Origin of the sequence: Bifidobacterium subtile (genome assembly GCF_000741775.1) — a bacterium.
Classification (GTDB): Bacteria; Actinomycetota; Actinomycetes; order Actinomycetales; family Bifidobacteriaceae; genus Bifidobacterium; species Bifidobacterium subtile.
Map to the genome: position 1 here is coordinate 61,581 of NZ_JGZR01000009.1, position 14,228 is coordinate 75,808.

Genomic DNA, 14,228 nt, shown 5'->3' on the forward strand with positions numbered 1-14,228 from the left:
ATCATTCCCCATCCGTGCTGTTCTGCTCGGCAGCGATATCAGCAGACGCGCCGTCGGACGATGTGCCATGCGCACCGTTGGCTTCCAGAGCCTTGCTTTGCTCGTCGGTCAGGTAGCCGAACCATTTGCCGGCCGTGGCCACATCCTTGTCTCCGCGCCCGGAGATGTTGATGAGCATCACCGGATTGGCGTAGCCCTTCGCCTTCAAGTCGACGGCGGCCTTGTACGCGCCGGCGAGGGCGTGGGAGCTTTCGATGGCGGGGATGATGCCCTCGGTCTCGCACAGATCCTTGAAGGCGCTCATCGCCTCGTCGTCGGTGGCCCAGGAGTAGTTGACTCGGCCGATGTCCTTGAGCCAGGAATGCTCGGGGCCGACCGAAGCGTAGTCGAGGCCTGCGGAAATCGAATAGGTGTCAAGGGTCTGGCCTTCCTTGTCCTCAAGCAGATACGAGCGCGTGCCCTGGAACATGCCGACCTCGCCGGTGCCCGGCGCGAATCTGATCGCGTGCTCGCCGGATTCCGGTCCGTTGCCGCCAGCCTCGTAGCCATAGAGGTTCACGCGGTCATCGTCTAGGAAGGCGTTCATGACGCCGATGGCGTTCGAGCCGCCGCCCACGCAGGCGCATACCACGTCAGGATGGTCGATGCCATACTCCTCGCCCAGCTGCCGCTTGGCTTCCTCGCCGATGATCTTCTGGAAGTCGCGCACCATCGAGGGGAAGGGATGGGGGCCGGCGACCGTGCCCAACAGGTAATGCGTGTTCTCGACGTTGGTGACCCAGTCGCGCAGCGCCTCGTTAATCGCGTCCTTCAGGATTCGCGTGCCTTGCGTCACTTCGACGACTTCGGCGCCGAGCAGTCGCATTCTGGCGACGTTGAGCGCCTGTCTGCGGGCATCGATCTGACCCATGTAGATGCGGCATTTGAGGCCGAACAGAGCGCATACGGTCGCCGTGGCCACGCCATGCTGACCGGCTCCGGTTTCGGCGATGACGCGGGTCTTGCCCATGCGCTTGACGAGCAGGGCCTGGCCGAGCGCGTTGTTGATCTTGTGCGCGCCGGTATGGTTGAGGTCCTCGCGCTTGAGGAAGACCCGGGCATCCAGTCCGGTTTTGGCCTTGATGCGCTCGGCGAAGCGCGGGGCTTCGGTCAGTGAGGAGGGCCTGCCGACGTACTGGCGGTTGAGCCGGGCGAATTCCTTGTGGAATTCCGGGTCGGCCTTGGCCTGTTCGTAGACCGTCTCAAGCTCGTCCAGTGCGCCCACCAACGCCTCGGGGACGTAGCGGCCGCCGAACTGTCCGAAGTACGGCCCTTCATGTGTGGACAGCGGACGCTGCTCGGAGGCTTTGACTCGGGCGCCGGCGGCAACGAGCGTGCGCACGGCCTCCTCGTGGTCGTCGGCCGTGGCGACGCCTTCGCCCACCAGCACGGTGTCGGCTCCGGCGCGGGCGTAGTCGTCGACTTCGACGCTGCCGAAGACGCCGGATTCCGCTACGCGAATGACGTTGCTCGGCAGGTCGGCCGCAAGCTCGCCATAGGTGGACACATCGACGTGCAGATTCTTGAGGTTTCTGGCGTTGATGCCGATGACCGTGGCTCCCACGGCTACGGCACGCGCGATCTCCTCGCGGTTGTGCGCCTCCACCAGCACGGTCATGCCCAAAGACTCAGAGAGCTTGAGCAGCCGGGAAAGCGTGTCGTCGTCAAGCGCGGCGACGATGAGCAGCACGATGTCGGCGCCATGCGCACGCGATTCCCAGACCTGGTACTCATTGACCATGAAGTCCTTACGCAGCAACGGGATATGCACTGCGGCACGCACCTGATCGAAGTCGTCAAGCGAGCCGAGGAAGCGTCGCCCCTCGGTCAGCACGGATATCGCGCTGGCGCCGCCTGCCTCGTATTGCCGTGCCAAAGCGGCCGGGTCGGGGATGTCGCCCAGATAGCCTTTGGACGGCGAGGCGCGTTTGATCTCGGCGATGACGGGCACGCCGTCCTCACGCTTGAGCCATCGGCGCACGTCAATGGGCGCCGGAGCGTCGGCGGCCATCCTCTTGATCGTCTCAAGGGGCAAGGCGCGTTCGCGCGCCTGCTGATCCTCGAGTGCTCCCGCCACCAACTCGTCAAGTACGGACATAGTAACCCTTTCCGATGGTTGTCATACGTCACTGTAGCAATGTCTGTGCCCAGCGCTTACGCCTGCACGTTGCGCAGCTGCGCCGCGATCTGGATGGCCTCCACGCTGGCCTCCGCCTTGTTGCGCGTCTCCTGCCATTCCTGGGCGGGCACCGAGTCGAGCACGATGCCCGCACCTGCCTGCACCGAAGCCTCATGATCGCACAGGTACGCCGTGCGAATCGCGATGGCCATATCCATATTGCCCGAGAAGTCGAAATAGCCGACGGTGCCGCCGTAGATGCCGCGGTCGGCGGGCTCCAACTCGTCGATGATCTCGATGGCGCGCGGCTTGGGCGCTCCCGAAAGCGTGCCCGCGGGGAAGGCCGACATGAACACGTCGAAGGCGCTCATGCCCTGCGCGACGCGGCCGGTGACCGTAGAGCAGATATGCATGATATGGCTGAAGCGCTTGATGTTCATCAGCGACACCACTTCGACGCTCTGCGGCTCGCAGACACGGCTCAGGTCATTGCGCGAGAGATCGACCAGCATGATGTGCTCGCTGCGCTCCTTGGGATCGGCCAGCAGCTCCTTGGCCAGCCGCTCGTCCTCTTCGATCGTCTTGCCGCGCGGTCTGGAACCGGCTATCGGGAAGGTAACGGCCTGGCCGTCGTCCACTTTGATGAGCGTCTCCGGACTGGACCCGATTACATTGAAATCCCGGCCCTGCGCGTCGGTGAGCGCCAGGAAGTACATGTAGGGGCTGGGGTTGAGCGTGCGCAGCACCCGATAGACGTCGAAGGGATCGGCCGGCGAATCGATTTCGAGACGCTGCGAGATCACGACCTGGAACACATCGCCGTCCACGATATGCCGCTTGGCGGCTTCCACGGCCTGCTCATACGTGCCGCGCTCGCTGCGGAAGCGCAGCTCGGGCTGCGGCTTGCCTCCGTCGAGCACGCTGACCTTCGATTCTCCGGCAGCGGGCGTCGCGGCGGCGCGCTGCATCGCGTCCAGCCGCGCCGAGGCGCCGTCATAGGCGGCATCGGCACGGGTAGGTCGGTCGTCCATATTAACGGCATTGGCGATCAGCCATACGGATCCGGTCAGGTGATCCACCACCGCCAGATCGGTGGCCAACGCGAGCACCAGCTCCGACTGCGGAGTCTCCACAGGGGCCTGCGCTCGCAGCGTCGGCTCCCAGTGGCGCAGCGCATCCCAGCCCACGGAGCCGACTAGTCCGCCGGTCAGATTGGGCAGCCCGGCGATGTTCGGTGCCCTGAGATTGCGCAGCACGGCGTGCGCCACTTCGAGCACGTCGCCGTGCTGCGGTATGCCGGCCGGGACCTTGCCCAACCAGTCGGCCTGGCCGTCATTCGAGCGCAGCTGCGCCATCGAATTCACGCCGATGAAACTGTAGCGGCTCCACGAACCGCCGTATTCCGCGGATTCGAGGATGAAAGTGCCGCTTCGCCCCCCCGCGAGCCGCCCGTAAAGCCCGACCGGGGTGAGCGAGTCGGCCAGCAGCCGACGCACGATGGGAATGATGCGGTAGCCCTTGTCGGCCAGCTCGTGGAACTCCTCACGACTCGGCCACGTGCCGCCCCACTGCAGATGCTCGACGCTGCATGGCTTCATCGTTTCATCTCCATTTCCACAGTATCCATTTCCAGAGTGCTCATTTCCGCAGTGCGTGCCCGCCCTGCGGTTGTGTGTGCAAGATTTGGCGCTTTCGACGCTTCGCTTTCTGCGGCTTCGACCGACCCAATCACGACGGGCAACGGACCTCCGGCGTCGAAGCAGCTGCGTGCGCCGGTGTGGCAGGCGGCTCCGATCTGGTCGACCTGAATGAGCAGTGCGTCGCCGTCGCAGTCGATGGCAGCGCCTTTGACGTATTGCACATGGCCGGAGGTGTCGCCCTTGCGCCAATATTCCTGCCGTGAGCGCGACCAGAAGGTCACCCGGCCGGTGCTTAGGGTGCGGTGCAGCGCCTCATCGTTCATATAGCCGACCATGAGCACCTCATGCGTGTCGTATTGCTGGATGACGGCGGCCACCAGCCCTTTGTCATCGCGCTTGAGTCGTGCGGCGAGGCGCGGATCCAATTGGCCCTCGTTGTCGTACACCGTATCCGATTCCATGATTACCTACCGTCTTCTTCCCTGTTGTCTCGTTCGCCGCATCGCCTGTTCGGTCGTATGCTGCCGCTTGCAGCGGCCAAACATTGCCAATCATTACGATAATCGACGTATTGCATAATGGTCGCATGCGATGCGCCAGGTGATGCATCCCTGCACGCGCAACCCTTGAGGCGACTATCTGACGAGATACCCTGCCCGGCGCAGCTCGTCCTTGACCTCGCGGATGCTGGTCTTGCCGTAATGGAAAATCGAGGCGGCGAGCACGGCGTCCGCGCCCGCGTCGATAGCCGGCGGGAAATCCTTGACGCCGCCCGCTCCCCCGCTGGCGATGATCGGAATCGACACCTCGCGGCGCATGGCTCGGATCATCTCGAGATCGAAGCCCTGCTCGGTGCCGTCCGCATCCATCGAGTTGAGCAGCACCTCGCCGGCTCCGAGCTCCTGCGCGCGTTTGGCCCACCACACCGCATCGATGCCGGTGGACTGCCGTCCGCCCATCGTGGTGACCTCGAAACCTGACTCGGTATGGCTTTCGCCGCGTTCGCGCCGCGCGTCGACCGAGAGCACGAGCACCTGATTGCCGAAGCGCTGCGCCACCTTGCTGATGAGCGTAGGATCGTTGATCGCGGCGGTATTCACGCTGATCTTGTCCGCGCCGCAGCGCAGCAGCGAATCGACGTCCTCGACCGCGCGCACGCCGCCGCCGACGGTCAGCGGGATGAACAGCTGCTCGGCGGTGCGTCCTACGACGTCGACCATGGTCTGGCGATGCCCGCTGGAAGCCGTGACATCGAGGAAGGTGAGTTCGTCGGCCCCCTGCCGGTAGTACTCGGCGGCGAGTTCGACCGGATCGCCGGCATCGCGCAGATTCTCGAAATGCACGCCTTTGACCACGCGTCCTTCATCGACGTCCAGACATGGGATGACTCGCACAGCCAACGACATTGCAACTCCTGTTCACAGCCAGCTTATTCGTTACCTAGGGTAGCGGCCCCCGAGGTCAAGCGCGCATGTGTCGCTCGGATTGCCTTCAGGAGTTCTTTATTGGTGCTTCGCAGCCAGCTGCCCGCACGCTCCGTCGATGTCGGAGCCGCGCGTGTCGCGCAGCGTCGCCGCGATGCCCGCACGGTGCAGAATGTCGAGAAACTGCCGCTCGTCCTCGGGCTTCGAAGCCGTCCAGCGCGAGCCCTCGATGGGGTTGAGCGGAATAGGATTGACATGCGCCCAGTCGTCGCCGTAATGGTTCAGCCGCTTCGCCAGCTCACGGGCGTGCTCGGCCTGGTCGTTGATGCCGCGCATAAGCGCGTATTCGATGCTGACGCGCCGCTTGCTGGACAGATAATACGCATGCGCGGCGTCGAGCACCTTCGTGGTGTTGAAGCGCTTGTTCATCGGCACCAGCTCGTCGCGCAGCGCGTCGGTCGGGGCGTGCAGCGAGACGGCGAGACGGACGGGAAGCCCCTCTTTGGCCAGCTTGTTGATGCCGGGCACCACGCCGACCGTGGAGACGGTGATATTGCGAGCGGAGATGCCGAAGCCTTCCGGCGGCAAGGCGCTCATCTGGCGCACGGCGGCCATCACGGAACGATAGTTGCCCATCGGCTCGCCCATGCCCATGAAGACCACGTTGCTCAGCCGCCCCGGTCCTCCCGCGATGTCGCCGTCGCGCGTGGCTTTGGCGGCGATGCGCACCTGTTCGAGGATCTCGCCAGTGGACATATTGCGCGTCAGGCCCAGCTGCCCGGTCGCGCAGAAGGGGCAGCCCATGCCGCAGCCGACCTGGCTGGAGATGCACAGCGTCGTGCGCTTGGGGTAGCGCATGAGCACCGATTCGATGCGGGCGCCGTCGAACAGCTCCCACAGGGTCTTCACCGTGGTTCCCTCATCGGCGGTCTGTCGCGTGACCTCGCTGATCAGCGGCGGGAAGAACGCGCTGCTCGCACGTGAACGCATATCCGCAGGAAAGTCAGAGAAATGCTCCGTGTCAGTGTCGTAATGCGCGAAGTAATGATTCGCCAGCTGCTTGACGCGGAAAGGCTGCAGATTCAGGCGCTGCGCGGCTTCGCCGCGTTGTTCGGCGCTCATATCGACCAGGTGCAGCGGCGGCTTGCCGCGACGCGCATGGTCCTTGGCCAGCACATCGCGGAACGCCCCCGTGGTGCCGCCCGGCGTGATCCCGCTGGATGCCGCGTCGTGCGGCACAGTGTCTTGCGCCATATCATCATTGCTGATTGTCATAATATGCTTAGGCCTTTGCCGTTAGAGTCCCGTAGCCCACAGCAGCGCCGCAAGGAAGGGCGCGCATAGGAGAATCGAATCGACTCGGTCCATCACGCCGCCATGGCCTTTGAGCAAATGGCCCATGTCTTTGATGCCGATATCGCGTTTGAGCATCGAGGCGCACAAATCGCCGAAAGTGCCCACGATGCCTACTATCGTGCCCATGATGATCGGCACCCACCATCGTGTGACCCATAGATTCGAGTAGGTGCCGGCGAAGATGGCGTAGGCTCCTGCGATCGAGAACAGAATCGAGCCGAGCAGCCCTTCGACCGACTTCTTCGGGGAGATGCGCGGCGAGAGCTTGTGCTTGCCGAGCCAAGCGCCGGCGAACAGTCCTCCGGTATCGCTGATGGCCGGGAGGAACACGACGATGACCGCATGCGCCACAGGATGGTCGTTGAAGGTCAGCGGCAGCACGATGCATGAGGCGAGCAGCGGTATGTAGAGCACTGTGAAGATCGATACGGCTACGTCATCCAGACGGCTGCCGTGTTCCTGAGCGGGTTTGACTGCGGCGGCTGCGGACGGATCCGTCTTTTTCGATGCGGCCGCGCTCAGCCGTGCGCCCGGCGCGAAGTCCAGGCTTGCCGCGATGACGATCAAAGGCAGGGAGACTGCGATGCATACGGCGACGGCAAGAATATGCCGGTCGGAGTAATAGGTGGCCAGCAGCGTGATACTGGAGCTCAGGACCATCAGTATCAGCGGGAAGCGCAGATTTGCTGCGGCGAAATCGACGCGCAGCTCCCACAGCGCGAGAATCATGAACACGACGATGAGTACGACGAAGGCATCGATGCGAACAAGCAGGCACGCCAGAATCAGCACGATCAGCACGACAGCAGTGGCCACCGCCTGCGGCATGTTGCGCCCGGTCTTCTTGTTGATGTCCTGCAGCGCCTCTTCGGCTTCGCTGCCATGATGTCCTGTATGCATCCGCATCCTTCTCGATTGATGGTGGTCCCGCGAGCCGGAAGGCTTCAGACCTCCATGATCTCCTTCTGCTTGCTTTCCAGCAGGACATCGAGTTCGTCGGTGGTGCGCTTGGTGACTTTGTCGAGCTCCTTGAGCAGACGATCGCCTTCATCCTCGCCCATCTCGCCGCCTTTGACGGCCTTGTCGATGGATTCCTTGGCCTTGCGGCGAATATTGCGCACCGCGACCTTGCCGTCCTCGGCCTTGGTCTTGGCGAGCTTGACATACTCCTTGCGGCGGTCCTCGGTCAGCTCCGGCATCGTCACGCGGATGACATTGCCGTCGCGGCGCGGGCTGACGCCGAGATCGGAATCACGGATGGCCTTCTCGACCGCATTCGCCTGCGAGGGGTCGAATGGGGTAATCGACAGCGTGCGCGGCTCGGGAACGCCGATCGTGGCGACGGCCTTGATGGGTGTGGGCGCGCCGTAGTAGTCGACTATCAGGCCGTTGAGCAGCGCCGGATTGGCGCGCCCGGTGCGGATGCCGGAGAAATTCTCCTTGGTCGCTTCGACGGATTTGCCCATCTGGGCATTTGCTTGATCAATGACGGATGCCATGTTCACTCCTTGTGGTTGCTTGGCGGTTATGCAGAGGTTCGTGGTGTGCAGGGACTCGACGCGGATTGCGATGCGTCCTCGTTGCCGTGCTGCGTGCTGACGTTGTGCAGATGGTTAATCTCAGCCAACCTTAGTCAACAATAGTCGTTGTTGCTGGAGGACTTGTGGATGCGGGCGAAAGCTCTGGCCTTGCGCGACGTCGTCGCTATGCGGCGATGCTCGAGTCGGCGTTCGATACCAGCGTGCCGATTCTCTCCCCCACCAAGGCGCGGGTGACGTTGCCCTCGCCTTCCAAGCCGAAGACGCGGATGGGGGTCGCGTTGTCCCGAGCCATCGACAGGGCGGAAGCATCCATCACCGCGAGGTTGTCGACCAGTGCGCGGCTGTAGTCCAGCGTGTCGAAACGCTTCGCTCCGGCGTCCTTGCGGGGGTCCGCTGTGTAGACGCCATCCACGCCGTTCTTGCCCATCAGCACCTCGTCGCAGTGGATCTCCAAGGCGCGTTGAATCGAGACGGTGTCGGTCGAGAAGTACGGCATGCCGGCGCCTGCGCCGAAGATGACCACCCGGCCTTTTTCGAGATGGCGGATGGCTTTGAGCGGAATGTATGGTTCGGCGACCTGACCCATGACGATGGCGGTCTGCACGCGCGTCGCCTGTCCCTCCTGCTCCAGGAAGTCCTGCAGCGCCAGGCTGTTCATCACCGTGCCGAGCATGCCCATGTAGTCGCCGCGGCTGCGATCGATGCCGGCCTGCTGCAGTTCGGCGCCGCGGAAGAAGTTGCCGCCGCCGACCACGATGGCGACCTGCACGCCACGCTGCACGGCCGGGACGATCTCCTCCGCGATGCGCCGGACCACCTGCGTGTCGATGCCGACGGCGCCGCCGCCGAAGGCCTCCCCCGAAAGCTTGAGCAGAACACGTCTGGGCTTGGTTGTTGCTTCTTCGCCGGTCATAGACAGCCTTTCTTGCCATGCATCGTGCATATTTTCCGCTCTATAGGGTATCCGCCAACACAGACAGCGCAAAACCCCAGATACGAACAATGGGCCGCTGATGCATTGCTGCATCAGCGGCCCATTGCCGTAAATTCCACCTGTTTTGTCACCTATTCGATAAAACGGCTATCGTGAAATCACTGTTCGTCACCCTTGCCGACTTCGAGACGGGCGAAGGCCAGAGCCTTGCCGCCCACCTTCTTGAACAGATCGCCGACGGTCTTGGAGGGGTCCTTGACGAACTCCTGCTCAAGCAGCACGTTCTCCTTGTAGAAGGCGTTGAGGCGGCCTTCCACGATCCTGGGAACAATCTTCTCGGGCTTGCCTTCGGCCAGGGACTTCTCGGTGGCCACGCGACGCTCGGACTCGACCACATTGGCCGGAACGTCCTCGCGGGTGAGCCACTGGGCGCCGAGTGCGGAAATCTGCAGTGCGGCCTCGTGCGCCACCTGTGCGCCGGCCTCGTCGGTCGCGATCATGGCCACGATGCTCGGCGGCATCTCGACGGAGCGCTTGTGCGCGTAGATCTCGACGTGCGGACCCGCGATCGTCGCGAACTGGCCGAGCTTGACGTGCTCGCCGAACAGGGCGGCCGCCTCTTCGACGGTCTCCTTGACGGTGGCTTCGCCATCGGCTGTCGCCAGCAGCTCATCCACGGAAGCCGCCTTGGCCGCGATGGCCTTGTCGACGATGCTGTCGGCGAATTCGACGAACTTCGGGGTCTTGGCCACGAAATCGGTTTCGGAATTGACTTCGACCGCGTAGCCGATCTGGCCTTCGGCGGACTCGATGACCTTGGAGGCGATCGTGCCTTCCTTGGCGTTGCGGCCTTCGCGCTTGCCTGCGGCCTGAATGCCCTTGGCGCGGATGATCTCCTTGGCGCGCGCGACATCGCCCTCGGCCTCGGTCAGGGCCTTCTTGACGTCCATCATGCCGGCGCCGGTATCCTCGCGCACCTGCTTGATCAATGCTGCGGTTATTGCTGCCATTGTGTGTCTCCTCTGTTGGATTGCATGTGGCCTGCGCCTAGCCGTTGGTCTCTTTGCCAGCAGCCGGGCACAGGCCGGTACGCACTTGCTCAGGCCTGTGCGGGAGCCGGGGTCTCAGCTTCGGCTGCCGGCTGCTCGGTCGCTGCCGGAGCATCGGCTTCAGCGGCGGGAGCGTCCTTGGTCAGGAGCTCCTTTTCCCAAGCGGCCATCGGCTGATCGGCGGTTTCGCCCTCGGCCTTGGCGGCCTTGCCGGAACGCTCGAGCAGGCCATCGGCCACGGCGTCGGCCATAAGGCTGGTGAGCAGTTCGATGCCGCGAATGGCGTCATCGTTGGCCGGAATCGGGTAGTCCACGGTCTCCGGATCGGTGTTGGTGTCGACGACGGCGACGACCGGGATGCCCAGCTTGTGCGCCTCTTCGACAGCCAGCGCCTCCTTGTTGATGTCCACGATGAACATCGCCGAGGGGGTGCGGCCCATGTTGCGGATGCCTCCGAGCTGCTTGTTGAGCTTGTCCTTCTCGCGCTCGAGGAGCAGCAGCTCCTTCTTGGTCAGGCCCGAGCCGCGCACGTCGGAGAAGTCCATCTCCTCAAGCTCCTTGAGGCGGGTGACGCGCTTGGAGACGGTCTGGAAGTTGGTCAGCATGCCGCCGAGCCAGCGTTCGCTCACGTAAGGCATGTTCACGCGGGTGGACTGCTTCTCGACCGCTTCCTGCGCCTGCTTCTTCGTGCCGACGAACAGGACGGTGCCGTTGTGCGCGACAGTCGTCTTGATGAAGTCGTAGGCCGTGTCGATCATGTCGAGCGACTTGAAGAGATTGATGATATGAATGCCGTTGCGCTGGGTGAGGATGTACTGCTTCATCTTCGGGTTCCAACGACGGGTCTGATGGCCGAAGTGCAGTCCTGCCTTCAGCATGTCACTCATGGTGATCTGAGCCATAATAGTGCTCTTGCCTTTCATGTCGGTTATTGCCTGGCCATGCGCATCCGCGTGCAGCACTCGGCAAGGAGCACCGACCGACACGGACCGTCGCGGGCATGACGCGATTTGTGGTGTGCCGGTTGGAATTCTTGGTTGGATTCAAGCACCGCACGACCGTGCATGAATCCGGTTGGCACACGATTTCCGATGATACTACAGGGATAGTACTAAAACATCATATTGACGCATCCGGCGCATGCCTTGCCGGCGCTCACTGCCGGCTAATGGTCAGGTTCCTGCGTTTATGCAGGCTCAAACGTGCGAATCCGACCAGTAAGCCTCGTTCAGCGCTGGGCGCGCAGCCGGCGCATGGCCTCGCGGCGCACCTGCTTTTCGAGCCGGTCGAGGTAGATATGACCGTCGAGATGATCGTATTCGTGCTGCAGCATGCGGCCCATCATGCCATGGCCCTCCAGCACCACCGTCTTGCCGTCCAGGTCGATGCCCCGCACGCGGGCGTAATCGGCGCGTCGGGTGGCGTACCATAATCCCGGAACCGACAGGCAGCCTTCGTCGCCGTACTGCTCGCCGCTGGTCTCTTCCATCACCGGGTTCAGAATATAGCCGACAGTGCCGTCGATATTGTAGGAGAAAGCTCGCAGGCTCACGCCGATCTGATTCGCGGAAAGCCCTGCCCTGCCCGGATCGTCGACCGTTTCGAGCAGATCCTCGACCAGTCGGCGCACTGCTGGGGTGATCTCCTTGATGGGTTCGCACGGCGTGCGCAGCACCGGATCGGGTATCACACGAATCTCGCGTATCGTCACTTCTTCTCTCCTCGTATAGTTCGTATTCGCGTTCGGACACGCCAACATCGTGCCGGTGTCCCGGCATAGCCGACCGCCGTTGAGATCAGCCTAACGTAGCCCAACGGCGGAGCGAACATGCATCTGGTCGTCTGCAAGGACGCCCCAAACCTTATTCCGCCTTGGAACCCGATCCAGCGCCTTGCGCAATCTGCGCGTCCTGTTCAGGTTCCTCCTGGACATCGGCATTCGCCGAGGCCTCAGCGGGAAGCGAAACCGGCATCGCATCGCCATCCTGGGCCTGCGGACGCGTGATGTAGGTTTTGGCCTGATCGAAAGCCTGACGTACGCGAGGGCTGACCGTTTCCGAGGCCTGCTTGGCTGTTTCGGACGCCTGCTTGACGGTTTCCGTGGCCCGATCGAAGATCTTAACCGTCGTCGTAGGCTGCGGCGAACGGGAACGAGGCGCGTAGAGCACGTTCTCGATCAGATCGGCGTAGTGCTGCAATACCTTGGGGCGAACGACTTTGAGGCTGGCTGTCAGCGTGCCGTCCTCCTGATTGAAGTCTTGGGGCACAATGGCGAATTTGCGCACCGATTCGGCGCGGGAGACGCTGCTGTTCGCCTGATCGACGTACTGCTGGATGAACGCGCGCACGGCTTCGCTTTTCGCGATCTGCTCCAAGGGCATATCCCCGTCCATGCCGCGCTGAATCAGCCAGGAGTAGACCATGTCCGGATCCAACGTGATCAGCGCGGAAACGAAGGGCTTGCCGTCGCCGAGCACCACGGAGTGCGCGACGATCGGGCAGGTGTTGATCGTATCCTCCATCGGGGCAGGACTGATGTTCTTGCCGCCTGCGGTGATGATGATGTCTTTCTTGCGACCGGTGATGTACAGGAAACCGTCGTCGTCGATCTGCCCCAGGTCGCCGCTGCGCAGCCAGCCGTCCTCGCCGAGCACTTCCTTGGTGAGCTCAGGCTGCTTGTAGTAGCCGAGGAAGACGTTCTCGCCTTTGATCATGACCTCGTCATCGTCACCCAGCTTGTATGCGATGCCAGGTCCAGGACGCCCTACAGAGCCGACGCGGTTCGCGTTTTCGAAGTTCACCACGCAGGGCGCGGCCGTTTCGGTCATGCCGTAGCCCTGAATGAAGGTGATGTCGTCAAGGCCGTTGAAGAAATGCGCCAGATCGGCGTTCATCGGCGCACCGCCGCAGGCCAGATAACGCAGATTCGGGCCGAGCGCGGAGCGTATCTGCGAACCGATGGTGCCCATATAGAAGGAATGGGCCATGCGAGCCATAAGCGAATGGGCTTTGCCGTCGCGCTCGTCCTTGGACCATTGCACGAAATGCTTGAAGCCGCCGGCGAAGATTCTGCCCTTCATGCCCGCCCCGGCTTTCTGCGAGGCCGCATTGTAGACCTTTTCAAACACGCGCGGCACGCCGAGCAGATAGGTCGGCTTGAAGCTGCGCAGGTCCGCAAGCAGATGTGCGGCGCTGGGAACGTAGCCGACCACGCCGCGCGAGCCGATCGCCACGTATTGGATGTAGCGCGCGAAGCAGTGGGCCAGCGGCAGGAAAAGCATCAGACGGCTCGGCTGATACAGCATTTCATCGAGCACGTCATAGCCGGCGAACACGATGGTGGTGAAGTTGCGATGCGAAAGCATCGCCCCCTTGGGTTTGCCTGTGGAGCCGGACGTATAGACGATGGTGGCCATATCGTCGGCGTGCACGCGGCTGATGGCCTTGTCGAGCTCCTCGTCATCGATGGATTCGCCGAAGTCGGCCACTGCGTCCAGGCCTTCGGCCATGAAGTTGAACACATAGTTCAGATTCGGGCTGTTCTGGCGAATCTGCTCCAAGGTCTGGGCATGCGCATAATCGCCGGCGAAGGCGATCATCGGTTCGACTTCCGCGACGATCGAGGAGGCCTGCACCGCGGAATCGGTTTCGTAGATCGGCACGGATACCGCGCCGATGGCGGCGCAGGCGAAGTCCACGATTCCCCACTCGTAGCAGGTGGCGGAGTAGATGACGACCATGCTTCCGGCCTTGACCCCTATGCCGAGCAGCCCTTTGGCCACCTGCCGCACACGGTCGAGCATCTCGCCCGACTTCACGTCATGCCATTGACGGGTGCGCTCGTCCTGCCACTGCGCGATGAGTTCATCGCGGTCGCGTGCGGCACGATTCGCCAGCAACGAGTAGATGGTGTCCTTCTCAGTGGTGGGATGGATGATATCCACCGCAAATTCTCGCAACATAGCATCCACTATAAACCCTGACCAAACGGCATGGCCTCGCATGGGCGCGGTTCGTGGCGCACGTGAGTCATATCACACGCAGGTATGGCCACATGCAACCGCATCGACCGGCCTGCACCATGGGCAGCCGGCAACGTGTCATTCGCAGCGCGCAAGTCCTGCGA

At 62.8% G+C, this 14,228-nt stretch carries 11 protein-coding genes and 1 pseudogene; all 12 read right to left on the bottom strand.

The features are described 5' to 3' along the window. Position 1: 1 nt before the first annotated feature. The 12 genes and pseudogenes from BISU_RS09080 to BISU_RS09135 all read right to left on the bottom strand — a co-directional run bounded on the left by BISU_RS09080 (position 2) and on the right by BISU_RS09135 (position 14,064). Entirely contained in the window at positions 2-2,137 is a 2,136-nt protein-coding gene (locus tag BISU_RS09080) for a bifunctional indole-3-glycerol phosphate synthase/tryptophan synthase subunit beta (RefSeq protein ID WP_024464527.1), read from the bottom strand. A 56-nt stretch (positions 2,138-2,193) separates the two neighbouring features. Continuing rightward, positions 2,194-3,756: a chorismate-binding protein gene (locus tag BISU_RS09085; RefSeq protein ID WP_024464528.1), complete on the bottom strand. Its 1,563-nt coding sequence runs from the start codon at positions 3,754-3,756 to the stop codon at positions 2,194-2,196. A gap of 125 nt (positions 3,757-3,881) precedes the next feature. Then, positions 3,882-4,259 (bottom strand): annotated as a pseudogene (gene hisI / locus BISU_RS09090) (phosphoribosyl-AMP cyclohydrolase); the annotation flags it as partial. Between the two features lie 174 nt (positions 4,260-4,433). Continuing rightward, positions 4,434-5,204, bottom strand: a complete 771-nt coding sequence (hisF, locus tag BISU_RS09095) for an imidazole glycerol phosphate synthase subunit HisF (protein WP_024464530.1) — start codon at positions 5,202-5,204, stop codon at positions 4,434-4,436. Between the two features lie 96 nt (positions 5,205-5,300). Continuing rightward, positions 5,301-6,476 carry a dual-specificity RNA methyltransferase RlmN gene (gene rlmN, locus BISU_RS09100; RefSeq protein ID WP_152599288.1) on the bottom strand — a complete coding sequence of 392 codons (1,176 nt, stop codon included), beginning with the start codon at positions 6,474-6,476 and terminating at the stop codon, positions 5,301-5,303. Between the two features lie 42 nt (positions 6,477-6,518). Further along, entirely contained in the window at positions 6,519-7,484 is a 966-nt protein-coding gene (locus tag BISU_RS09105; protein ID WP_024464532.1) for a phosphatidate cytidylyltransferase, read from the bottom strand. Positions 7,485-7,522: 38 nt separating this feature from the next. Then, positions 7,523-8,077 (bottom strand): ribosome recycling factor, encoded by a 555-nt coding sequence (gene frr / locus BISU_RS09110; protein WP_024464533.1) that lies wholly within the window; start codon positions 8,075-8,077, stop codon positions 7,523-7,525. Positions 8,078-8,282: 205 nt separating this feature from the next. Next, the gene (pyrH, locus tag BISU_RS09115; protein ID WP_024464534.1) at positions 8,283-9,032 is read right to left on the bottom strand and encodes a UMP kinase; all 750 of its coding nucleotides are present in this window, start codon (positions 9,030-9,032) and stop codon (positions 8,283-8,285) included. 179 nt (positions 9,033-9,211) lie between these two features. Further along, on the bottom strand, positions 9,212-10,063 hold the full coding sequence (gene tsf, locus BISU_RS09120; protein ID WP_024464535.1) for a translation elongation factor Ts: 852 nt from the start codon (positions 10,061-10,063) through the stop codon (positions 9,212-9,214). A gap of 89 nt (positions 10,064-10,152) precedes the next feature. After that, positions 10,153-11,004, bottom strand: a complete 852-nt coding sequence (rpsB, locus tag BISU_RS09125) for a 30S ribosomal protein S2 (RefSeq protein WP_024464536.1) — start codon at positions 11,002-11,004, stop codon at positions 10,153-10,155. Between the two features lie 326 nt (positions 11,005-11,330). Beyond that, positions 11,331-11,813: a peptide deformylase gene (gene def / locus BISU_RS09130; RefSeq protein ID WP_024464537.1), complete on the bottom strand. Its 483-nt coding sequence runs from the start codon at positions 11,811-11,813 to the stop codon at positions 11,331-11,333. 151 nt (positions 11,814-11,964) lie between these two features. Beyond that, positions 11,965-14,064, bottom strand: a complete 2,100-nt coding sequence (locus tag BISU_RS09135; protein WP_024464538.1) for an AMP-dependent synthetase/ligase — start codon at positions 14,062-14,064, stop codon at positions 11,965-11,967. Positions 14,065-14,228 lie beyond the last annotated feature (164 nt).